The sequence below is a fragment of the Clostridium porci genome, from assembly GCF_009696375.1.
In the GTDB taxonomy this organism is placed as follows: domain Bacteria; phylum Bacillota; class Clostridia; order Lachnospirales; family Lachnospiraceae; genus Enterocloster; species Enterocloster porci.
The window spans coordinates 242,291-266,195 of record NZ_VUMD01000003.1; the positions used below are offsets into that span (position 1 = coordinate 242,291).

At 41.4% G+C, this 23,905-nt stretch carries 20 protein-coding genes and 1 pseudogene; 2 read left to right on the forward strand and 19 right to left on the reverse strand.

Annotated elements, in window-relative coordinates; translation table 11 throughout:
• Positions 1-49: 49 nt before the first annotated feature.
• The 8 genes from FYJ39_RS04865 to FYJ39_RS04900 form a co-directional block, all read right to left on the reverse strand.
• On the reverse strand, positions 50-1,390 hold the full coding sequence (locus FYJ39_RS04865) for an alpha-L-fucosidase (protein WP_154471324.1): 1,341 nt from the start codon (positions 1,388-1,390) through the stop codon (positions 50-52).
• Positions 1,391-1,440: 50 nt separating this feature from the next.
• The gene (locus FYJ39_RS04870; RefSeq protein WP_154471325.1) at positions 1,441-2,298 is read right to left on the reverse strand and encodes a carbohydrate ABC transporter permease; all 858 of its coding nucleotides are present in this window, start codon (positions 2,296-2,298) and stop codon (positions 1,441-1,443) included.
• A 1-nt stretch (position 2,299) separates the two neighbouring features.
• Positions 2,300-3,250, reverse strand: a complete 951-nt coding sequence (locus FYJ39_RS04875; RefSeq protein ID WP_154471326.1) for a carbohydrate ABC transporter permease — start codon at positions 3,248-3,250, stop codon at positions 2,300-2,302.
• A 67-nt stretch (positions 3,251-3,317) separates the two neighbouring features.
• A complete protein-coding gene (locus tag FYJ39_RS04880; RefSeq protein WP_154471327.1) occupies positions 3,318-4,667 on the reverse strand; it encodes an ABC transporter substrate-binding protein in 1,350 nt (449 codons plus the stop codon).
• Positions 4,668-4,948: 281 nt separating this feature from the next.
• Positions 4,949-6,211 carry an ABC transporter substrate-binding protein gene (locus FYJ39_RS04885; protein WP_195840374.1) on the reverse strand — a complete coding sequence of 421 codons (1,263 nt, stop codon included), beginning with the start codon at positions 6,209-6,211 and terminating at the stop codon, positions 4,949-4,951.
• A complete protein-coding gene (locus FYJ39_RS04890; protein WP_154471329.1) occupies positions 6,204-6,950 on the reverse strand; it encodes a response regulator transcription factor in 747 nt (248 codons plus the stop codon). Before FYJ39_RS04890 ends, FYJ39_RS04885 begins: the two co-directional genes overlap by 8 nt.
• A complete protein-coding gene (locus tag FYJ39_RS04895; RefSeq protein WP_154471330.1) occupies positions 6,925-8,742 on the reverse strand; it encodes a sensor histidine kinase in 1,818 nt (605 codons plus the stop codon). The genes FYJ39_RS04890 and FYJ39_RS04895 overlap by 26 nt, the downstream gene beginning before the upstream one ends.
• A 332-nt stretch (positions 8,743-9,074) precedes the next feature.
• Positions 9,075-10,019 (reverse strand): helix-turn-helix domain-containing protein, encoded by a 945-nt coding sequence (locus FYJ39_RS04900; RefSeq protein ID WP_154471331.1) that lies wholly within the window; start codon positions 10,017-10,019, stop codon positions 9,075-9,077.
• 197 nt (positions 10,020-10,216) lie between these two features.
• Here FYJ39_RS04900 and FYJ39_RS04905 point away from each other — a divergent pair, with 197 nt between their 5' ends.
• Positions 10,217-12,010 (forward strand): ABC transporter ATP-binding protein, encoded by a 1,794-nt coding sequence (locus tag FYJ39_RS04905; protein WP_154471332.1) that lies wholly within the window; start codon positions 10,217-10,219, stop codon positions 12,008-12,010.
• Positions 12,010-13,764 carry an ABC transporter ATP-binding protein gene (locus FYJ39_RS04910; protein WP_207708692.1) on the forward strand — a complete coding sequence of 585 codons (1,755 nt, stop codon included), beginning with the start codon at positions 12,010-12,012 and terminating at the stop codon, positions 13,762-13,764. The genes FYJ39_RS04905 and FYJ39_RS04910 overlap by 1 nt, the downstream gene beginning before the upstream one ends.
• Positions 13,765-13,989: 225 nt before the next feature.
• Here the strand turns inward: FYJ39_RS04910 and FYJ39_RS20435 are convergent, their stop codons facing one another.
• From FYJ39_RS20435 to abc-f, 11 genes and pseudogenes are all read right to left on the reverse strand, one after another.
• Positions 13,990-14,154 (reverse strand): hypothetical protein, encoded by a 165-nt coding sequence (locus FYJ39_RS20435; protein ID WP_195840375.1) that lies wholly within the window; start codon positions 14,152-14,154, stop codon positions 13,990-13,992.
• Positions 14,155-14,221: 67 nt separating this feature from the next.
• Positions 14,222-14,686, reverse strand: coding sequence for a radical SAM protein (locus FYJ39_RS04915; RefSeq protein WP_154471333.1), 465 nt, complete (start codon positions 14,684-14,686; stop codon positions 14,222-14,224).
• Positions 14,687-14,700: 14 nt separating this feature from the next.
• Positions 14,701-15,819, reverse strand: coding sequence for a GntR family transcriptional regulator (locus FYJ39_RS04920; protein ID WP_154471334.1), 1,119 nt, complete (start codon positions 15,817-15,819; stop codon positions 14,701-14,703).
• Between the two features lie 71 nt (positions 15,820-15,890).
• Positions 15,891-17,249, reverse strand: coding sequence for a sulfatase-like hydrolase/transferase (locus FYJ39_RS04925; RefSeq protein WP_154471335.1), 1,359 nt, complete (start codon positions 17,247-17,249; stop codon positions 15,891-15,893).
• A gap of 3 nt (positions 17,250-17,252) precedes the next feature.
• Positions 17,253-18,749 (reverse strand): tripartite tricarboxylate transporter permease, encoded by a 1,497-nt coding sequence (locus tag FYJ39_RS04930; protein WP_154471336.1) that lies wholly within the window; start codon positions 18,747-18,749, stop codon positions 17,253-17,255.
• Positions 18,750-18,764: 15 nt separating this feature from the next.
• A complete protein-coding gene (locus tag FYJ39_RS04935) occupies positions 18,765-19,262 on the reverse strand; it encodes a tripartite tricarboxylate transporter TctB family protein (RefSeq protein ID WP_195840376.1) in 498 nt (165 codons plus the stop codon).
• 133 nt (positions 19,263-19,395) lie between these two features.
• Positions 19,396-20,358, reverse strand: coding sequence for a type 2 periplasmic-binding domain-containing protein (locus FYJ39_RS04940; RefSeq protein WP_154471338.1), 963 nt, complete (start codon positions 20,356-20,358; stop codon positions 19,396-19,398).
• Between the two features lie 181 nt (positions 20,359-20,539).
• Positions 20,540-20,680 carry a hypothetical protein gene (locus FYJ39_RS04945; RefSeq protein ID WP_195840377.1) on the reverse strand — a complete coding sequence of 47 codons (141 nt, stop codon included), beginning with the start codon at positions 20,678-20,680 and terminating at the stop codon, positions 20,540-20,542.
• A gap of 202 nt (positions 20,681-20,882) precedes the next feature.
• Positions 20,883-21,086 (reverse strand): hypothetical protein, encoded by a 204-nt coding sequence (locus FYJ39_RS20440; protein ID WP_195840378.1) that lies wholly within the window; start codon positions 21,084-21,086, stop codon positions 20,883-20,885.
• A gap of 353 nt (positions 21,087-21,439) precedes the next feature.
• Complete coding sequence (locus FYJ39_RS21655) at positions 21,440-21,775, reverse strand: hypothetical protein (RefSeq protein WP_195840379.1); 336 nt, start codon at positions 21,773-21,775, stop codon at positions 21,440-21,442.
• A gap of 175 nt (positions 21,776-21,950) precedes the next feature.
• Positions 21,951-23,476 (reverse strand): annotated as a pseudogene (gene abc-f / locus FYJ39_RS21470) (ribosomal protection-like ABC-F family protein).
• Between the last annotated feature and the right edge of the window lie 429 nt (positions 23,477-23,905).

Consider the following 23,905-nt stretch of genomic DNA (forward strand, 5'->3'; position numbering starts at 1 on the left):
ACTTGCTGCCCCCCTCCTTTTTCATGTCTACTTAGCGTCAGGCTGACAGTCAATGCCGCTGTCTCTCATATTTTTCCGTAAAGCCCTGCTTCAGGCAAATTTTCAGTACTGTATCCCTCTCATCCGGCAACGGATACGTAAATACAGGATTGTCTCCCAAGGACACAAAGGCCACATCGGGATAAAGAGCTGTGTTCCACGCTTCTCCCCGGTTCACATTACTTCCATCTGCCAGATAGACTACGTCAGCCAGCCTGTCAGGCTTAATTCCATAGAGAGGCAGGGCTCCCAACGGCGTTTCATACACATGTGCGTATATTATATCTCCCCTTTGCGTATACCTCCCCCATTCTGGTTTAGGCAGTTCTGAGATTCCGCAGCCATAGATGCTTTCCTTATTTTTTTCCATCCATCCTCCAATCTCCTTTAAAATTCTTACGCTTTCCTCCGGTATATTCCCTCTGGCGTCTGGCCCTACGTTCAGAATCATATTTCCACCCTTGCTTACACATTCCACAAGCTTACGCACCAGCATCTGAGAGGATTTATACTGATGGTCAAAATTACAATATCCCCAATGATTATTCATAGTGGTGCACAGCTCCCACGGAATAAGCTCTCCCGCTTCGTCGCACACTCCTTCCGGCGGGATAAGCTGTTCTGGACTGGCAAAGTCCCCGCTGTAGACGAGAGGATTCACGGTAGCAATACTTCCGTGGCTGTCTCCTGCTCCCTCCAGGCGATTGTCAATGATCACATCCGGCTGGTAGGCGCGTACCATCTGGATCAAGTCAGCCGCCCGCCACTTCTCACCTCTCATATCATCATAGGAAAAATCAAACCAAAGCAGATCCAACTTCCCATAATTCGTCACCAGCTCCTTTACCTGCCCATGCATATACTCCAGATACCGATCAAAGTCAATCCGTTCATCCTTATGTGCTTCATTGTTGCGCATAGGATGCTGCCGATCCCCATATTTGGGGAAATCCGGATGATGCCAGTCAATAATGGAAAAATAAAGTCCTACACGTAAATTTTCTGCCCGGCAGGCCTCCACAAATTCCCGAACCAAATCTCGCCCTGCCTTTGTTTTAGTCGACTTGTAATCCGTCAGGACCGAATCAAACAGGCAGAAGCCATCGTGATGCTTTGCTGTCAGCACCGCATATTTCATACCTGCCTCCTTTGCCAGGCGAACCCATTTTTGGGGATTATAATCCACTGGATCAAACTGTTCAAAGAAAGGACGGTATTCTTCTGCGGTCATTTCCCTTTCAGACATCACCCATTCCCCACATGCCGGTATGGAGTATAATCCCCAATGGATAAACATCCCAAATCTTGCATCCATAAACCACTTTGTGCGCTCTCTGATTTCCTGATTCATATGCTCTCTCCTTACTGTTAGAATCTCTACAGGTGATTGTAAAGCTTTTTTCAACCCTTTACAGCTCCACCGGACAATGCTTCAATAAAAAACCTACTGAAAATACAGTATAATATAATGGGCGGCAAAATGATGACAACCATGGCAGAAAACAGGCCGTTATAATTCGTCCGGAAGGAGGACGTAAACGTAGACAAAAGTCCTGGCACCGTCAATTTATTCCGATCAATTAAAACCAGCGACGCCCAATAATACTCGTTCCAGTTATTGAGAAACGCAAGTACTGCCGCTATCATGATTCCCGGCCGGGCAATGGGAAATATGACCCTTGCCCATGTCTGTACGTATCCACAGCCGTCAATTCTTGCAGCCTCCTCCAGCTCTCTTGGAATATTATCATAATAATTTTTAATTAAAAAAAAGCTGACCGCAATTCCGCTGCAGGAGTAAATCAGAATCAAGGCAGCCCTTGTGTCATACAGCTTCATCGTATTAATCAGATTATATACAGGGTATGTAAGAGCAGTTGCCGGAATAAACATGGTAGAATACAAAAGGCCGCTGACCAGCCCCTTTCCTTTAAATTCCATTCTCCCAACTACATAAGCGGACATTGAAATCATCACAACACTAATGGCAACCGAAAGCCCCGCTATCAATAAGCTGTTACCGAAGTAGCGAAGTACATGCAGATCACGGAAGGTCGACAGGTATCCCTCCAGATAAATAGAGTCCGGAAGCTGAAAGCCTGGTCTTGCCAGCGGGTCCTTCTTCAGGCTGGAAATCACCAGCCATACAAGGGGAAACAGTGATACGAAAAGGGCCCATATCAGGCAGATATAAGTGAAAATTCTGGTTCCCTTAGGCATAGTTTTTACGTTCTTTCCTTGTCTGTGTTTCAAAGTCATTTTACGCTCCCTCCCTTTCCTGTCCTGCCTTCTTTTTGAAGGAAATACGATACAGCAGGTTTATTATCACAATGATAACCATTCCGGCCAAAATCTGAATCGTGGCAACCGCGTTGGCCCTGCCAAACTGAGTTCTTGGACTGGTAATGGCCAGTTCCCGGATTACATAGCTGATGCTGTAGGTTCCCGCCGCGCCTTTGGTCAGAAAATATACTTCATTATAGAGCAGGAAGCCTGACGTGGCAGCCAGTATTGACACAGTCCGAAGGGTTTCCTTTATCATGGGAATCGTGATAAACCAGTCCTGCTTCAACCCGCCTGCGCCATCCAGCATAGCCGCTTCTTTTATTTCCCTGGGGACTGCCATAATATTTCCCAGAATCATCAGTGTGGTGGTTCCGGTAAAAAAGATATAGGAGGCAGTCATCGCCAGAAAGGCTGGCCCTTTCAGCAGAAGGATATTGTCGTTAAAGCCTTTGTTGAAAAGCCGGATAATCGGATTGACAATCCCATAGGATGGATTGTATAGCTGCAGAAAGATCACTCCCATTGCTGCTGTTGAGATCATATTTGGTATGATATAGACATTGCGGACAAATTTAATACCCTTTACTTTTCTGGATAAGGCCAATGCTATCAAGGCCGCGATTGGAATCTGTACCACCGCTCCCAAAATGGCCCAGATTACAGAATTTCTCAGAGCCTCCCAAAAATATGGATATTTGTTAAAAAGATACTCATAATTTTCCCACAGCTTACTAAAGCCGAAAAACTCAGGACTAGTTATATTCGTATAGTCCCATTTGCAGAAAGAAGTTACAAACACCGTAAGGATCGGATAAAGATAGAACACACAAAACGCCAGCAGCGTGGGCAATAGAAAGGCGATTATAAAGCCTGTTTTTCTCATGCTGATTTTACTCTTTTTTTTATATGTATGTTGCTTTTCCATAGTATACACCTCCATAAAAACAGGGAAGGGATCACCCCTTCCCTGACTTACCGCTTCTAAACTATCATTATCCAATTAATGCAATCAGCTCTTTTTGAAGCTGCTGGAATCTGGCATCTATATCAGTTCCAGAAACCGCACATTCCCTTAAGGCATTGATAATCGCTTTATCCACGTCAAAGCCCCATGAATAATTCATATCAATGACTATATGTTCTGCTTCATTTACCTGGGAGCATGCCTTAGCCAGCTTCTTAACAGCCTCATCCCCACTCTTTTCCGCCAGCGAGTTCAGATCCAGCGTCGTATTGCAGGGATTTGCCTGAACCTCTGTAAAGATTCTTTCCTGAACCTTCTCACTTGTCATATACCTTATAAATTCAAGGGCAAGCTCTGTTTTCTCATCACTCATGCCATTTGCAACTGCCAGTCCGCCGCCAGCAGACGCTATCGCAATGTTACCAGGATAAATCGCCGGCTCTATGTCTCCCATTAAATTCTCACTGATTCCGCTGGCATTCCATACGCCATTAAAAAGGACTCCTACTGTTCCGTTTTTATTAAAGTCATCCATCAGGTTTCCATTATCTTCAGTTGTATGATCCGAACCATTTGCCTGATCCAGAGCTGCCGTTGTTTTAAATGCCTTTGCAAAAGCATCTGAATTGATGGTAGCTTCCGTTAAATCAGACTCCAGCATTTCTTTCCCTTCCTCTGTGGAAGCCATCACTGTATTAAATATGTAGCTGGAGCCCTGGCCTGCAATATATCCATATGACCCATCCTTTAAAGCGCGGATTTTCTCCATCGCAGCCCCGAAGGAATCCCAATCAGAAAGCGCGTCTGCTGTAACTCCTGCCCGTTCAAACATATTCCTGTTATACCACAGACCTCGGCTTTCAATCTGATCATGCACAGAATAAATATGTCCATCCTGATTGTTCTGTGTATAATTCAGCCCTATTGCATCCTGCAGCTTATTTTCATCAATATAGGATTTCAGGTCATATACCAGCCCCTGTTCAACCGCAGCAAGGGGAACTCCTGCTCCGCCGCAGTCCACCAGATCCGGAAAAGAACCTCCGGCTACCTGGGCGCTGACAATATCATCACGGTTTTCTACAGCGATTGGTTTAAAAGTTACCTTGTCATCAGCATGCTCTTGCGCAAATTGATCGTAGATGTCCCGCATGACCTTTGCTGCCGGCCATTCACTCTCATCATGATAATATCCGTGATAGAATTCTAACACGCTATCCTGACTGGATACTGAGGAACTGCCGCCATCCGCACCTGCTATCTTCTGTTCGGAGGCTGAAGAGCTGCCAGAATCCGTCTCTACGCTTTTACAGCCTGCAGCCATGACTGCACACATTGCCGAAACCACCAATACGCCTGCTACCTTCTTTTTCACCATTTTCCCTCCATGTTTTTGTGCGTTTTTTGTTATCTGCATATAATTTTAACTCATTTTTTATATGTTTTAAATGAACCTAATTTACAGATTTTTGTATCATTTTTACTTATCAACAAATTATTTTGTATTTTATTTACTTTAATAGTCACATTTTTTACACATTTTACAATAAAAAAGCACAGCCTGATATTGGATTGTCCATATATGCCAGACTGCGCTTTTCTCTTTTTTCTAAATGAATCCTGCATATTTATTGTAAATGGTTCTTTCCAGCCCTCTCTTTACTTCAAATATTCTATAAAATCCTTATACCCTAATTCCCCGGACAGCACTTCCAATATGCGGTCTGAAAATACGGCTTTTTGAGCGCTGGTCCAGAGATTATCCGGAACCTCAATCTTCCTCTGAGCATTCAATACCAGCTCTGCCGCCTGATAAAGTCTTGGCTTCTGGTCTTTGTAGCTCTCAAGTGAAAGCTTCGGATTCGCCGGAATCTGCTCCGTTTCCTCCAATATACGTGTTTGAACGTCCTCGCTCAGCATGTATTTCAAAAACCGGACTGCCGCTCTCTCCTTCTCTACATTTTTGCTGTTTCCAAGCACATAGCCCATACATGCCGATTCACATGACATCTCTTTTCCTGACTCTGTAGGAAGCAATGCGTAGGCTGCATGAATATCATCTGAAATCATAGGAGCTCCCCATACTCCGTTCACATAAATCGCCAGCTTTCTCTCATTAAAAAGACCCGTTTCATCCCGATAACTGTAGTGCTCATCCTCAGCGGATGAATAGGCATATATCTCTTTCAGCCGATCAAGCGCGGCCTCCAGCTCCCAATCCTCATGAAACATCCAGTGACTCTGTATCGCCCCTTCGGCATCCCCTCCATTATCAGCCAGCATGTGATCTAAAAAATACAGATAGCCTTCTGACGATACCCGAAGGGGCTTTATTCCTGCCTCTTCTTTGACTGACCATCGCTGCAGGGTTTCGCACATTTCTATAAATTCCTGCCAGGTTTGGGGAATCCGTTCAATTCCTGCCTCCCGGAATATATCCTCATTATACCAATAACCGCCGCTTAATGACAGTACGTCAGCAATGTTAAAAAGCTCTCCCCGATCCGTGGCCCAGTATTCCAGATTCGCTTCAGCAATGCTGGACTCAAACGCTCCGTCTTGTTGTACATACGGCATCAGATTCAATGCCATATCATTTTCTACCATAAAATCGTAGGTCTCATTCCTCCCCAGACCACTAAAGGATATAACATCCGGAATATTTCCTACCATAATCATGTCTTCTACTTTACGAAGCATCTTATCCCTGGTTGGTATGGAAATCAGACGAAGCTGTATATCGGGATTTTTTTCCTGAAAGCTTTCATAAATTTCCCTCATGGCCACATGATCCTCCTCCGTGCCTCCCCATGCATGAATCACTGTAAGCATCACCTGTTCCGGCTGCTTCTTCTGACATCCGGCAAGGAGGAAGGCCATCAAAATGCCGCCTGCCAGGCCCAGTATCCAGCCTTTACACATTTCCTTCCTTCTTTCTGTATTCTTTTGGTGAAATCCCAACCTGTCTTTTAAAAACTCTGGAAAAATAACCCGCATCTTCAAAGCCCACTGCCTCAGAAATTTCATAGGTTTTCATATCCGTATGCAGCAAATATTCCTTCGCTGCCTCAATTCTTTTACACAGAATCGCGTCAAACAGATTAACCCCTGATTTACTTTTATAAAGCCTGCTCAGATAGCTTCTGTTTGCATGCAGGCTTTCCGCAATTTCATCCAGCGAAATTCTTTGCCGGAAATTCTGTTCTATATACTGCTCCATCTGCAAATATAATCCTCTCCCCCCCTCTTCCTTCCCCGCCTTATCCTCTTCCATTTCCCGGCGAAACCGCTCCAGCTCCCGAATCGCTTTTTCCACAGCCTTTGGCAATTCCTCCAGCACCGAAACCTTAAGCACATATTCGCATGCGCTGTATTTAATAGCCTTTTTCGCATATTCAAAGGCTGAATATGCGCTCAGTAGAATCACCTGTGTTTCCGGACAGGTCTCATACACATACCTGCATACCTCCAGGCCATCCAACACAGGCATCTGGATATCTGTAACAATAATATCTGGATGCTCCTCCTCCATATGATCAATCAGCTCCTGACCGTTCGTCGATATGGAGGCTAACACACAGTTCATTTTCTCCCAGGAAATCATCTTTTGCAGGGCTTCCCTTATGTATGCTTCATCATCCGCAGCCATTACCTTCCACATATTCCCCACTCCTCTCAGCCAGAAGGACAATCTCAATTTTGGTTCCCTTGCCTTTTCCTCCGCTGATCTTAAATTCATGCTCATCTCCATACAAAATTTGGAGCAGACGCTTCGTATTTTCCAAACCTGTATGTGTATGCTCCTGCTTCTCAATCCAGCCCTTTCCATCTGTATCAGCCGCTATTATTTTTTCTGCATCAAAGCCAACTCCATCATCCTCAACACAGATATGCAGCCTGTCCTTTCGGCTTTTCTCCTTATGCTCCTCCTCCTTTTGTGTTATTTCCCTGCTCTCATATAAGCGAACTTTAATTACTCCATGCCCACGTTTCGGCTCCAGACCGTGGGAAACTGCATTCTCCACAAGAGGCTCAATCAAAAGCCTTGGAATCAAATCCTCATTAATAGCCTCATCCTCCAGAACAATCTCATAGGAAATTTTATCCCGAAAACGGCTGCTCTGCAAATACAGGTAAAACCGCACAATCTCTAATTCCTCAGAAACCTTAATTTTTATTTCCTTCTCCCGGAATATCTTTCCCTGAACCAGCTTTGAAAAGGCCTGCAGGCCTTCATATACCTCCTCATTACCTGCCATTTTTGCCTGAATACCCAGCATTGCCAGAATATTAAACTGAAAATGCGGATTAATCTGTGCCTGCAGGTATTTCACCTGGGACTGTGTCGCCAAAATCTGCTTTTCATACACCTGCGTAATCAGATACTTGATTCGATCCGCCATTTCATTAAACACAATACCGATCTCGTGGAACTCCTGTATGGAGGCATTTTCCATACGCACATCAAGATCCGGACGGCCGAAAGCCCTGATACTTTCAATCATCCTTGTAATTGGCCTGGTAAATTGATAGCTCGCCCCAAAGGCCGCAAAGCCTGTGGCCACCAGAGCCAAAAGCAATCCGCTCCCCATAATCAGCATCGTCGGTGTTAACATAAAAAAAATATTTTCCTGCCCCACCGTTATTACTGATCGGATGCCAAATCCGCTTATATCGGCACAGCCTATTACGGCTTCCCCGTCAATTCGTCTCTTACCCTGCCAACCATTCTCCGAAGTTTTCAATTTTTCTATATAGCTTTGCTCTCCAAAAAAGTCAATTATCTGTCCATCAGACGACAGGACAGCCCAACTGCCCTTTTTATACACAGTCACCTCTGACAAAACTATTCCAACCGCGTCTCTGCTGATTTCCGCAATACAGATCCCCCTTTCCTCCATATCATCACCATAAATTCGAAAGCAAAGATTCATGCTCTTCTCATCCACCGTGCTCTGGTACTGCCTGCTACTCTTCTTAAACTGCCGCTGCAGCCTGGCATATCGTTCCTCCTGCAGCTTCTCCAGGGCTACTGTAGAAGCATAATAATGCTCATACACACAGTCATCCCGGTTATTAAACAGATACACGCTGGTAACAAAGGGAATATATCGTTCAATGGTGTTGCGATCTGAAAACAGCTCCATACTGTAAGACAACTGCGCTTCCGCTATCGACCGTTCAAAAACTTCTCCTGAAAAGAAATCCTCCAGCATAGCATTATGCCGGATCGACACAGCTCCGTCCTCAATAAACTGCATATGGGACTGGAATTGCTGGCTTACATTCGTCAGAACATACTCAATATTCTTTTGGGTCTTTTTATAAAAAAAAGAGAAAAATACACAGAGTATTACCGCACAGACCAATAGCATCATACAGACAGATATGAGCATTGTACGTATTGTTATCTCTGTCCTCAAGGTTCTCTTTTTTTCTCTCTTTTTTATCATAGCTTATATATTCCAGTTTCATTTAGTAAAAAATAATTGTGTTTACGCACATGCGCCAGATACCGTGTACTATTTTACCATATTTTTCAATAATAGACAGCAGGATTTTTAAAAATTTTACAACGTGATAGTCCTATTACCGTGCAACTTTTCTGGCAATCAATGTATCAACAGCCTCTCTGCTCGTCCGTCAATTCTAATTCATCCACTGCTTTCAATGCCTGCTTCTCTTCTTCCGGCCCGAACCATAAAAATATAGTCTGTTACCCCTCTTATAGTTGCATGCTTGAATATTCGGATAGGTTATAATAAAAAACGAGCTCCTTTACTTTTTATAAATCCTTTCTCATTTGACTCGGAGTGACACCATAAATCTCTTTAAAAGCCTTTTGAAAATATCCATCGCCATAATATCCTACCGTTTTTGCTATCTCTACAATAGATAATTCATCATCATAGAGTAATTCGAGTGCTTTCGTCATTCTACATTTTTTTGTGTATTCATTTATAGTTGTATTAAATGATTCCTTAAAACCTGTTACCAGCTTTTGTTGATTGATGGCAAATCTTTTAGTAAGTTCAGCAATTGTAAATCTGTCTGCAAAATTTATTTCTATGAACGATTTAACATCATTTAAAATAGATTTGTCCTTAGAAGAAAGGTAAACAGTAGTTTTAAGTTTTTCTTTATAAATATAGTCATAAAGAAGTGAAAAAACCTCTAATGATTTGCCTTGAATATAAAGCTTTAGGGCATTTCCTTCCAAAGTACATTCTTTCATACTACTGCAAATTGCTGTTATTTTAGGAATAGAAACAGGTTTAGGATTAAGAACGATCGCTGCTCTCTCAAAAAAATCTTCTTCTAATTTTATAGGGAGGGAAGAAAAAAACGTTTCTCTAAAAGCAAAACCAATATTCAGAAGCCTTACATTAGGCTCAATTCTCTTATAACCGTAGAAAGTAGTAGCGTTTACATAAGCGTTGAGTCCATATTCAAATTCGCACATAGTGTCTTTTTTTTGATAATAGGACGCTATTCCTGTGTAATATTGTCCTACTTCAATCATTCTCTCATCTATATATTCTTTGATAATAAAAGGCTGAGAGAGTGTGCAATCTGAAATAATTACCATAGATGTTAGAGGCTCCCCTAAGACAGAAAAACCTCCGCTACCTTTTTCATTTTTTAAAATATAGTCATTTCTCCCTTCTTTTGAATGCTTAACAAAGCCCCAATTTTCAAAGTCCTTCCAATAAGCTTCTATAGTTCTCATATCAACACCTGCTTTTCTTAAGGTTTTTTCTTTCCTATTTAAAGAATATAATACTATAAAAGTCTTGAAAATACAAGAAATATCCAATATAACCTTTCTCATTTGAAGAAATAATAGGTTGATAAACACCATCAAATACGCTAAAATTAATCAAGTTAGCGCTATCTAAAAATACGGTTGTGAAAGGAGTTGTTTTTTTGAATAAAAAATCTAAAGGGATATTTGAGCATATCTTTTATGATTCAAATGACGGAAAGGCATTTCTCATACTCAGTTTATGTTTATCCGTCATAGGTATGATATGCAATGTTGTCCCATACGTATCAGTATATTTTATCAGTAAACTATTTTTAACATCAGTAGGAGAAACTAAAGAAGCGATTATATTTTGGATTATTATTGCAGGAGCAGCTATTTTTCTCAATTTGATTTTTAGTTTCCTTGGAGGTTTGGGTTGTCATAAAATAGCTTTTAAGACCTTGTATACCTACAGAATTAAGCTTATGGAGCATTTAGGCAAACTCTCAATAGGATTTTTCTCAAAAAACACAAGCGGCAGCATTCAAAAAATCATGGATGAAAATATTGAAAAGCTAGAAGGGATTATCGCCCATATGATGCCTGACCTAATAGGTTCATCTATTGTATTGCTATTGCTTTTTTTAGGAATCGGTTATCTCAATATAATCATGGCAGTAACAGTCCTTGTGTCAGTTGTTATTGCATTTTTCTTTCAATATATGATTTTTGGAAGTGAGAAGGCAAAGGGAAGATATGCAAGCTATATGAAGGCTTCAACCAATATTACAAGCAGTTTTTCTGAATATGTAAAGGGAATGGCGGAAGTAAAGCTATTTGGTAAATCTGGCGGTATGTTAAAGAGTCTGGAAAATTATCTTGATGAAAGCCTTCAGTGGGAAATTATAAACTACAAACGGTCAGCATTTTTTATGAGTATGTATAAGAGTGTAGTACTGTCTCTTTTGACTTTTGTAGTTCCGGTAGGAGGTCTGTTGATTATAACAGATCCTACAAGCCATACTGTCCTATCCGTTATTATGACCCTTATTATTGCACCGGCATTATATGAGCCGCTTCTAACTTGTGTTGACTATGCTACTCAAATAAACCTTACTAAAGCAGGTCTTTTTCAAATTGAAACTATTATAAATGAAGCTGCGTTTGTTATAAAGGATAGCTCAGATGAAATTAAGGGAAATAATGTCGTATTTGATCATGTTTCTTTTTCTTATGAAAGCGAGGCTGATCCACTAAGGAAGATGGCACTTAATCATGTTTCTTTTGTTTGTAAGGAGAAAGAAATGACTGCTTTAGTAGGCGAATCAGGAAGCGGGAAATCCACTATAGGACAGCTAATTTTACGATTTTGGGATGTAGATGAGGGAAGTATAAGGATTGGAGGCAGAGATATACGGTCTATTAAAACAAAAGATTTAATGGAGAAAATTGCGTTTGTTTTTCAAGATACCCATATTTTTTCTGATACGGTAAAAAATAATATCTCAATGAATAGAAATGCTACAGATGAAGAAATAATTGAAGCAGCAAAAAAGGCAAGATGCCATGAATTTATAATGAATCTTCCTAATGGTTATAACACGATAATAGGCAGTGGGAATATAAAACTATCAGGTGGAGAAGCACAGAGAATATCCATAGCAAGGACATTTTTAAAGGACTCTAAAATTGTCATTTTAGATGAAGCTTTAGCCTACACAGATGCAGAAAATGAAAATCTGATTCAAGAAGCTATCAAAAATCTAGTTGAGGATAAGACCGTTCTTGTTATTGCCCATAGGCTAAGGAGCATTATGGATGCAGACAAGATTATTGTTTTAAATGAAGGAAAAATAATAGAAGAAGGAGCTCATAGAGATCTATTAGAAAAAAATGGAGCTTATAAAAGCCTATGGGATTTACAGCATGAAGCTGAGAGTTGGGAAATAAAAGCAAGGGGAGGTGAGCTGTAGTGAGAGAAATTATAAGAAAATTTACTATGGGGCATCCAAAACAAGTAGTTGAGCCTACAACATGGCATTTTTTAGAAGGCTTTACCATGACCTTTCCTGCCATAGCCATTTATTTTGCTATCAATCTATTTATAGAATATTTTGAAAACCCTGAAGTGATTTTTGATAAAGGATATTGGAATATTGCCCTATGGATGTTGGTTTTTTTCTTATTACAGCTTATTATTAGCACACTAACCTTTTTAAAGACATTTCTTCCGGGAGCAAGGAATTCTACAGATAACAAAAAGGAATTTATACAGAAAATAAAAAGATTGCCTCTTGGATTTTTCTCTAAAACACGTTCAGGAGAGCTTATAAATACTTTTACAGGAGATTTTTTAGCCCTTGAACAAAGTATGGCAGGGATGTTCACTGGACTTTTGGGCGTTGCTTTTTCCTGCATAGTAACCTCTGTCCTTATGTTTTACTTTAATTGGAAGATGGCTCTCGCCTTTTATATTACTATTCCAATTTCAGCAATCATTATTCTTATCTCAATGAAGGTATTTAGAAATTTAAGCGTTAGTTTAAGAGCTGCTAAAGATGATACAGCAGAGGGTTTAAATGAATATCTTTTAGGAATGAAAATCCTTAGGAGTTACAACCAAATAGGAGATGGTTTTTCTAAACTTAAAACTTCTTATCAGCATTTGATGGATGTTAGTATAAAAGGAGAGTCCATAGGAGGATCTCTTTTAGGATTTGCACTAACCTTTGCAAGGGCAGGACTTCCACTAATGTGTTTGGTTGGTTCTTATATATTACTTGGCGGAGAGATAGGTTTAATTGAATTTTTAAGTATGATAATCATTGGTACTAAAATTATAAGTCCTATTCTTACTTGGATCAGGTACACTGCGGTACTCCGATCTCACTATATAAGTGCAACGAGAATTGATAATGTAATGAAAGAAAAAGAGCTGTCTGGAGCAGAAAAAATAGCAAAGGTAGAGGATATCCATTTTGAAGATGTCAGCTTCTCATATTTAAAAGGTCAAAATATCATTGACAATATATCCTGTACTTTTAAAAAAAACGCTCTTACTGCTATTGTAGGTCCAAGTGGCGGAGGAAAGTCTACACTACTAAGGCTTATCGCTAGGTTTTGGGATGTTGATAAAGGCGCTATAAAAATCGGAACTATTCCATTAAATGAAATAAATCCAGATACTTGGTTAGAACAGATTTCTATGGTCTTGCAAGATGTTTATCTTTTCCATGAAACTATAAGAGAAAATATTATGTTTGGAAATGAAAATGCCAATGAAGAAGACATGATTCGTGCTGCAACGCTCGCAGGGTGTCATGAATTTATTGAAAGGCTGCCAGAAGGCTATGAAACACTTGTAGGAGAAGGTGTCTCAACTCTATCAGGCGGTGAAAAACAAAGAATATCCATTGCTAGAGCCATTCTTAAAAATGCACCGATTCTTTTGCTTGATGAACCTACTTCCAGCTTAGATGCAAGAAATGAAGTTTTAGTTCAAAAAGCTATATCGAATCTGGTTAACGATAAAACTGTAATCATGATTGCTCATAGGTTAAAAACTATAAAGAATGCTGATCATATTATCGTTTTAGATAAAGGGAAAATTGTGGAAGAAGGAGACCACAAGGAATTGCTGCTAAAAGAAGGTCTTTATTATAGACTATGGAATTTACAAAATAAATCAAAAGAATGGAGAATTTCGTTAGATAAGGTACAACATTGAGCCTGTTGACAAACTAAAAAACACCTTTCATGTGGTATAATTAATATATTAATATGGTAGGTGTTTTTTATGATGAGAAGAACTGACAACCAAATACAGTTGAGCCTTTTTGATATAGATTCTATGATCCTTCAAAATCATTTGTTGAGACAGCTTAAGAACTGTGTAAACTTTGAGTTCATCTATGAAAAAGCGGTTCCTTATTATTCGCAAACAGCGGTGTTGTCAGTGGAGAGCTTCCTCCGAGCCTCGTAAATGCGTTATTCTCATATCAAACGCCTGCTTTCTTGTAACAGAATCCCGATAGGATTCCTCAATGGCATTGGCAAACATCTCTACTTGCTTTTCACCGGAAATGATAACGTTTTTAGTGATACTTGAAGTTGCCATATAGACACTTCCCTTGTCAGTATGGTTCTCTTTTTGATCTACATATTTCCCCATTTGCATTCTATTATCAAAACAACCTTTTTGCAGCTGGAACATCATGGTATGTTCCATTCTTTTTTTCATCCGTCCGCGCATGATCATGTGCGGACGGATGAATATCACAGGAAATTCCAATCAGAACATGATTCTCTGCCAGGAATTCACACCACTCCTCATTCAAAAGCAGACCGTTGGTCTGAATCGTGTAAAAGATCTGTACCTCTGTTTTCTTTTGCTTTATATACTCAGTCAGATTCCGGTAAAAATCAAGCCCCGCAAGCGTTGGTTCTCCGCCCCGAAAGGACAATGTCAGCCGGTCTTTGGCTTCCAGTTCAGTCAGAATGTGATCGAGCACTGATCTGGCAACCGACTCCGTCATAATTCCAAAGGAGGACGCCTCCCTCAAACTGCTGATATCATCATAAAAGCAATAGCTGCAGCGGAGATTACAAAGTGACGATACCGGTTTCAGCATCACAGTAAGCTGTTTCATCTTATCTGTACCTCTTATCTGATCACCCTGATTGATCTTCCCTCATAAATGCGCGGCTCCATCAGATACGAATATCCATTATCCGAATAATCCTTCTGGCGGATCATCTGCATCAACCGGCTTCCGACCAAAACTCCCATTTCATAACCAGGATGGATCGAGCAGGTAATACCTGTTTCTTTCCAGTCCTTATTGGAATAATCAAAGCAGACAAGAGAATAATCCTTCGGAACATTCTTTTTCATCTCCTTCAGACTGGCCAGTACAGACTGCAGGATCATATAGTTACAGCAGACCACGGCAGTACATTTTTGCAGACTCTTTAAAAATTTTCCAATCTCCTTATAAAAGCCGTCTGAATGCGCTTCATTGGAAATGCACCACTTCACATAATCATCTTCAAATACAATCCCGGCGCTTCTTAATGCACTCACATATCCTCTGAATTTTTCAATACTCTGATAATTATCGTACACAAAGATGCCGGCTATATTTTTATGCCCTGCTCGGGTCAGCAGTCCGATCAGTTTCCGAGCACATTTATAATCATTATTGATCACACGGGGGTACTTTAACTCTTTGTAATAGTTGTTATAAAAAATCACCGGGATTTTTTTGGAATAAATGTTCCGATAACAGTCCAGATTGGGATTTAAAAGGCTTGCTTTCACACCATCCACAATAAACCCATCAAAGCCCTGATGGGCTACCACATCCAGACAGTTCCGCTCACTGGAAAATTTATTGTCCGTAAAGAATGTCTGCAAGTCTGCATCCGTATCGGTCAGCACTTCCCGAATCCCGTCAATCAGACCGGAATTCGCGTTGGAATCCTGACCCTGCAGAATCAGTCCGATCTTCAGACTAGAGTTTTGCAAACCGACTCGGCTAGATAGCGCAGTCCCTTTATTAATATAGGAACCGCTGCCTTTGACCCGGATCACAAGTTTTTCCTCTACCAGTCTCGCCATAGCCAGCCTTACTGTATCCCGGCTGATCTGAAACTGACGGCAGAGTGCATTCTCAGACGGGAGCTTCAGATTCGCCGAAAATTTATTTTCGTCAATATACGCGCGAAGCCGGTTATAAATAATGTCTGATTTCTTTTTGTCAGTAGATAACCTTGTATTCAATGCACTCCTCCCGCCAGTTCTTTTTCAATTTTCCTTCACACTGCAGATGGAAGTTCTGCCACTTTCCAATATTATTCCCCATCTACAATGCGCGGACGGCTATGTTCCGCCTTCTCGATCCATCCAAGCAGTTTCTCCCGCAGCTCTAGCCGGACCTTGTCATATGCCGGATCATGGATCAGATTATTCAACTCATACGGATCCGTCCTCAAATCATAGAGGAAATCATCCGCATACAAATCCGATGCTGCACAAGCACCTCCATCCTTATCCGGTGCATAGACAGAATACAGATAATGCCTAGTTCGGATACATCTTCCAACACGGCTCTCCGAAATCTGCGAGAACACCTCATCAGGTCTATTATCTGTCTTTCCGCAGACCACGTCAAGAAGATTCTCCCCGATCATGGCGTCCCCCACATCGACACCGGCAATCGCCAGAATCGTCTTTGGAAGACTCTCCGTACTGACCAGCTCCTCTACTGCCTTTCCTCCCTTATAGTCGCCCCCCGCTATAACAAGCGGCACATGAGTCGCCGCCCCATGGCAGGTACGCTTGTAATCGTCATAGCCATGCAGATGACTGTCTGTATTTCTTGTCATAAAATGAGAACCATGATCTGATGCAAAAATGATGACGGTATTCTCATACAGATGCTCTTCCTTCAATCTCTTAATCAGGCGCCCCAGATTCTCATCCAGGCTTGCACACTGTCCCAGGTAATCCGGATACTCCTCTGCCGCATTTCCCTTTAACGCTGCCAGATCTCCCGGAAGGACAAAATTCTTGTATTTTTCTTTGGAGCCATGTGGGCCTTCATAATGCTTGTGATCATTCTGATGATGCGGTTCAATCTGGGAAATCGTCATAAAGAACGGTTTCTTCCGGTCATACTGATCAAAAAACTGCAGTGCCATATCCATAATGCAGTCAGCCCGGTAGCCTTTAAAATCGATGCGGTTATCATTTTCATCAAAGACATAACCGTCATAGCCATGAGAAGTAAACTCCAAAACATCCGCCGTTCTCCAGAACCCGGTATAGCCGCCGCGCAGCTCTTTCGGAATGGCTGTTATGGTATGATCAATCACCGGCGCTTTCTCCAGTTCTCCATCGCTTGCCAAATGCCACTTTCCAATGTAGGCTGTTTCGTATCCAGCCTCCTCGATATAATCTGCAAGTGTTTTTATACCTTTTGGAAGCATGATATTATTTCGAAAGCACCCAGTCTCCGTAGGATATTTTCCCGTCTGAAACAATGCACGGCAGGGTCCGCAGACCGGCTGCGGAGAATAAGCGTGAGCAAACTTTACGCCTTCCTTTGCAAGGCTGTCCAGATTCGGCGTAATGTCCAAAGGCTGTCCGAAACAGCCGCAGGTATCCGCTCTCTGCTGATCTGTAAAATAAAAGATAATATTTTCTCTCATGGTTTAAACTCCTTTCCGGGCATTGCGTTCCTTAACTTTGCTTCTCACAATCATAGCCACTGCACCTACGATCAGCGCAATAAAGATCAGACAGTACGGACTGCTTACAAAAATAGATGGATTTCCTTCTGAGATCAAAAGCGCACGGCGGAAATTAGTTTCTGTCATATTTCCAAGTACCAGACCGAGGAGAATCGGAACTGTCGGGAAATCAAGCTTATACAAGATCCAGGCAATCACGGCAAATGTCAGCGTTACTGCTACATCGAAGTAGGACTTATTCACCGAATAAGCTCCCGCAAAGCAGAAAATCACAATGATCGGTGTAAGTATTTCCTGCGGGATAGAGACAACCTTAGCAAACAGTTTCGTCAGATATTTTCCCTGCAGCAGCATGAAAAGGTTTACAAATAAAAGACCGATCATGATCGCGTACATAATATCTCCCTGCGTCGTAAAGAGGCTTAAGCCAGGATTCAGTCCATTGATCATCAGCGCGGACAGCATGATGGCTACGCAGCCGTCTCCCGGAATTCCGAGCGTAAGCAGCGGAATGAGCGTTGCACCGGTTACTGCGTTGTTTGCGCTTTCTGCAGCAGCAATTCCTTCTACTGAGCCGTGTCCGAACTCTTCCTTATGCTTCGACATATTTTTCGCCACGTCATAGCTGAACCAGGATGCCATAGACGCTCCGGTTCCGGGAATGATTCCGATAATCGTGCCTATGATCGAGGAAATAAATGCCGGGCGTACCATGCGGCGGTACTCATCGTTACTAATTTTTCCATCATCTGCAATTCTGGACGTATCCAGCTTTAAACGATCCGGCTTCAGCTCTGCCTTCTTCAAAATCTCAATCAGCGCAAACAGACCGATCAGGCAGATTGCAAGATCCAGACCCAGATACAATCTGGAAATGCCAAAGGTAAAACGGTCATAACTGGTTTGCGGATCCGCTCCAATACAGGAAACAAATAGACCGACACAAGCTGAGATGATTCCCTTGATCATACTCTTTCCGGAAATTCCGGCGATGATCGTAAGGCCGAAGACACAAACCAGGAAATATTCTGCCGTTCCGATGTTTGCTGCAACCTTCGCCACCTGCGGTGCTAAAAATAAAAGGGTTAAAGCGGAGAATATACCTCCAAACGTAGATGCATACAAAGCTATCTTCAAGGCCGCCTTTGTCCGTCCTTTTTCTGACAGTGGATGTCCGTCCAGCATGGTGGTAGCTGCATGCGGTGTTCCCGGCGTATTGATCAAAATTGCAGATACGCTTCCGCCATAACCTCCCGCACAGTAAATTCCAAGCAGAAACATCATACCTGGGATCGCTGTCATCTTGTAGGTAAACGGCAAAAATAGGATAATGCAAAGGATTACGGTAAGTCCGGGGATTGCAGCAAACACAGATCCGATAAATACCCCGAGATTCATCCAAATAAAGTTTTCCGGCGTAAACAGCATTTTCAGCGCCGATCCGATATAAGCACCCATCTCACATTTCCTCCTCTAAAATTTTACGTTCAGCCCAAAACGGAACACCGCCCAGATCAGCACAGACAGCCCCAGCGTAATCACATAATAGCTTTTTTTCCGGCATCGGAAATAAAGCAGGAAACTGACTGCACAAAAAACAGCGCCCAGCACAAACAGATCCGTTACTTTACAGATCAGATAAGTCATAATGAGGATGCCGAGAATCAACAACGCCTTGATCTCTGTCAACAGATGAAACGTATACGTCTGAACCGGTTCCTTTCTCAGCAGCTTTACAACATTCTGAATGATCAGAATCAAGCTGCAGATCATCATGAGCAAAAATAAAAGTCTTGGAAATACTCTTCCATTTACGACATCACTTTCCGAAACAGGGATCTGTTCCGGCATGATCAGAAATAAAAATGCCCCCAATGCAAAAAATAATATGGCTCCGACCAGATCGGTCGGAATTGTAAATTGCTTTTCCTTTAATCTGGATACGATCTGATCCAGTTTCTTTTCCTGCATCGTTTTCCTTCCTCCCGTCATTGCTATGAATATGTCTCACGGCTGACATAACATCCGCTCGCCGCGGCTAAGTGTAAAATGAGAATGCTGCCGTTACACAGCATCCTCATGATTATGATATTTCCTTCACTGGTTACTGTACAACCAGATCCTTGTATTCGTTTACAATGCTCTTTACGTTCTCAATGTGTTCTAATACCTGATCATTGGTCATGGTGTCTACCTGCAGAAGCATAGTATCCGCCAGCCACTCGCTGACACTCTGGTCTGCAAGGATTTTGTCATAGAGTTCTCTTAATGCCGCAATCTTTTTTGCATCTGTACCTTTGCGTGCAAGGATCAGGCAACGGTTTCTAAAGTAAGGATATCCGTACTTACCGACACCTTCCACTCCTGCAAACGGACCGTCTGCAATATCCTCGCCATCAAAGGCACAGACAATGCTGACGCCATTCTGCTGATAGGTCTCTAAAATCTGGGACTGATGGGATACTGCAAAGTTTGTCTCTCCCTTTGCCACAGCCTGGGCTGCCTCAGCCGCTGAGCTGTATGCAACGATCTTGATCTGGTTTCCATAGCCCATGGAACCAAACAGTGCAGCCGCCAAAAAGGCCTCCGATCCGGTTGCTCCGTTTGTTGCAATAGAAATCTGATTTCCCTGATCCATGTAAGACTTTAATTCATCGATTGAAGTGATTCCAAGCTTTGCATCTGCCGACATGACAAATACGGAGGAATACAGATTTTCAACAAATTCAAAATCGTCATAACTGAACTGCATCTTCGCCGGATCCAGGATCGAGGTAATGGAAAAAAGACCTTCTCCTGCAAATACCAGTTCCGAATCATTTGCTTTTGTTTCTGCCACCCAGCTGTTTACCGTTGCCGCATCCCCTTTTACGGCATCCGCCACCAGTACAATCTTGTCTGAGTAAGTGTTTGAAAGACTGGCTGCTTTCTGGCTTACCATGGCTGCCACACCAGATGGCGCCCAGGGACAGGTAACCGTCCAGGTTTCCGTTTTTTCCGAACATCCTGCAAGAGACATGACTGCAGTCAAAGCAGCCAACCCAAGTGCTAACATTTTTTTCTTCATAGCCCTTCTCCTTTTGTTAATTTTGATTTTTTCATACAACAGTTTCTTTTTTTGTTAGTTCAAGATTAACATACGGTTTTTTTATTTTCAACAACTTCACATTATTTTTTTACAAAGCTGTAGGTTTTGCAGCTTTATGTGCAAAAGTTGTAGGGAATTTAGATAATTATTAGACATATTGTCACGATAAAACTTCGAAAAACAGCGAGACCGCCACCTTCATGCCCCCTGCCAGCACCATAACCCAAATCGGATTCATCTTACACTTTTGCAGCAAAACCAGGTATACAGAAATGGTGATCAGATCCGTAAATTCTGACATGCTGTGTCACCACCTGTCCCTGGATCAGGGGTATAATAATCCAGAAACAGATCAATCCGTTTTTTATTTTCTTCCGAAATCTGATACTTTGTTCCATGCTTCGGCATATTTAAATGTAGAGTTCCTGTCAGGTAAAACTCATCCAGGCGGTTTGCTGCTGATTTTACCCTTTTGTAATAATGGATGGTGATTTCCTTCCGGTTCAGGCGTTCTTTTTGCAGGTCAACAAACTCCCTGGTGATTGCGGGTCATAAAAGCAGACGCCTCTTTTTTCATAGTAGGCAGCAACCGTTTGAAGTTTAGGAGTGATTTTCCTCCCAATAGCAACCTCACTGTAACCCCGTTTTCTTGCTTCTGTAATCATCTGGGCAATCATCTCGTTAATAGTTCGGTTTTTGGCTTCCACAAGCACAGCCTCCTTGATTTAGTCAGGTAAATTTCCTGCTGTTATCTATTATCAGGTATGGCTGTGTCGGAAGCTATAAGATTATCCCGAATGTTGAAAGACTCTCTCTTAAAATGTGTTGTTGTCCATGAAAAAAGCCTATTTTCTTATGCCGGGCCTATGCCTTTCCGGCAATAGCTCCTTGTTTTAAAAATAAAAAAGCGGAGCCTATGCGCCTTTTTGCCCAGCTGATTATTTCAGCCGGGCTCTTTTGCAATTTTTTCTATAAAGGAGGTTCCAGCAACGCAACCAACAGCCTTTTTCTTGGCGGGTAGTAAGCGAAAATAGGAGAAAACCGAAACGCTTCTTTAATCCTAAACAGGAAGGAGGTGAACCGTATGGAACAATCTTCTTCTCACAAAAAATCCAGCACCAATACGAAGCACTGGCGGCATTACCGGAGCGCAAGCGGAACATCGTTCTTTTGTCCTATTATCTGGACATGAGCGACGAGGAAATGAAGGGCGTTGGCTCATCTCTCGGCCCACAGTCATGCACTCTAACATCATCTGGTACCATAACTCATTTCCCACATCATCGCAACGTTCTTTTTGAATAATCTTGATATTTTCTTTCAACTTATCAGTATGTAGGTACAACAACAAAAATTTCTGTGTATCCACCAGTTCAAACAAATTACGATAAAACATGATAATCTCTTCATCACTAAGCATGTGAAACAAAATCAAGTCCTCAATTATATTTTGAAGGAAAGAACATTCAAAGAATTCAACTTTGAAATACTATTTACCAGAGTACTTTTTCATGCCCCCTCTGAATACCTTGTACAAATATATTTCTCATATAGCAAATCTCCTTTCAAATTTATAATTCAATTACCTCGGTGGCTATTTTTTCACAAAATCTTCCATCATGCTCAACAAATAACATAGTTGGTCGATATTCTAAAATTAATTTTTCCAGCTGCATCCGCGAAAAAATGTCGATATAATTTAGCGGTTCATCCCAAATATAAAGGTGCGCCGGTGTAAGTAAACTTGTCGCCAACAGCACTTTCTTTTTCTGTCCGTCTGAATAGTTTTCTATATTTTTCAAAAACTGCTCCCGTTCAAAATCAAGCTGCCTGAGTATGGAACAAAATAAACTCTTATCCAGATTGTGTTCTTTACAATAATTTGTAATATCACCTTTTAACCCCGCTGTTTCCTGCCCAACATATGAAACAATAAGACCGCTCGCTACTTCACATAGTCCTTCTTCGACTATGTCAACGGGTGTTATATCGGGATTACATTTTTGCAAAATCTTTCTGATAATCGTTGTCTTTCCACTTCCGTTTTTCCCGGATAATACAACTCGGTCTCCATTTCCAATTCTGAAAGAGATCCCTTCAAACACTAGTTTATCTGAGTCTTTATATTTCAGACTATACTCTTTCACATTAACAAGGAGCTTTTTGTGGTGAGTCAGCTGAATCAGCTTTAGATCTATTGGCAATTCTATATTTTGCAGAAGGCCCTCTTTTTTTCAATCTCCCGTTCAACACGCTTTTCCATCTGCTTCACCCGACTCTGCATCTTTTTAGTTTTTGCGCCGATAAAGCTTCTTGTACTTAAACATCTGTCATGCTCTTTTATGGGGTCAAATCCTATTTTTGTATGTTCATTCTTATCCGCCCACTTAGTGACCCGCTCTGCCGCCCTATTCAACTTCTGAATTTCCTTCCGATGTTTCTCATTTTCTGAAATGGCAAACTTATCTTTCCATTGCTTATTTTCCCACCAAACTGAAAAATTACCTTTTTGCACTTCAATGCTACACCGGTTCAATACCAAACAATGATCCGTACATGCATCAAGCAAATCTCTGTCATGTGAAACCAGTATAAAGCCTTTTTTAGAAGTCAGATAAGTTTTCACACACTCCCTGGCATTTTTATCCAGATGATTCGTCGGTTCATCTATCAGCAAAAACTCATTTTCTTCCGAAAACAAAATTGCAAGCAATACCTTTGTACGCTCTCCGGGACTTAAGCTGCAGTAAGGTCTGTACAAAATTTCCAGGCTCTCTGACAGCTCTTCCAACTCACAAATCACTCTCCACATTTCGCACCCCGGCTTCAAATCTTCCATAAACACTGCCATAGGCAATTCGTTTTGATATTCAACGATCTTGTAAGGAAAATAATCAAACTTTGTCGTTGCACTTATAGAACCATAAAATGGATATTTCCTCAGTAAGAGATTTAAAAAAGTAGTCTTTCCTTTTCCATTTCTGCCGATAAAACCCAGTTTCCAGTTTGTATCGATAGAAAATGAAACATTCTCAAAAACATAGTCAAAACTTTCCTCATAACCAAAAGTGAGATTATTTACACTAATTTGTGCCATATATATTCCTCCTCTCATGGTTCCGATAACAAAAAGGAACCATTCGTTGCCAAACAGTTCCATTTACATACTATAACCACATATGATATCCAAAAAGAGGGAATACATCCAGCACTAAAATTTTATGCACACAAAAAGAGAGGTTATGAGAACATAATCCACTTTTGGCAACATGACAAATAGCATGAGCATTATCGCCCATACTGCGTAAACATTCATGTAATCAAAAGTAAATTATCTTCTCATCTTTTCACCTCTCTCCTTAAGATATTGCCATTCTAGCATTCTAATTTTCCTTTGTCAATACGAGAGTACATCCATTTAACTCATTCACACATCCACATAATCCTGCAATCCACCTGGACACTGAGGCTGTCTGCTATACTCCGATTTCGGCAGGTTATAATTTTTCCCAACCTCTATTCAGCA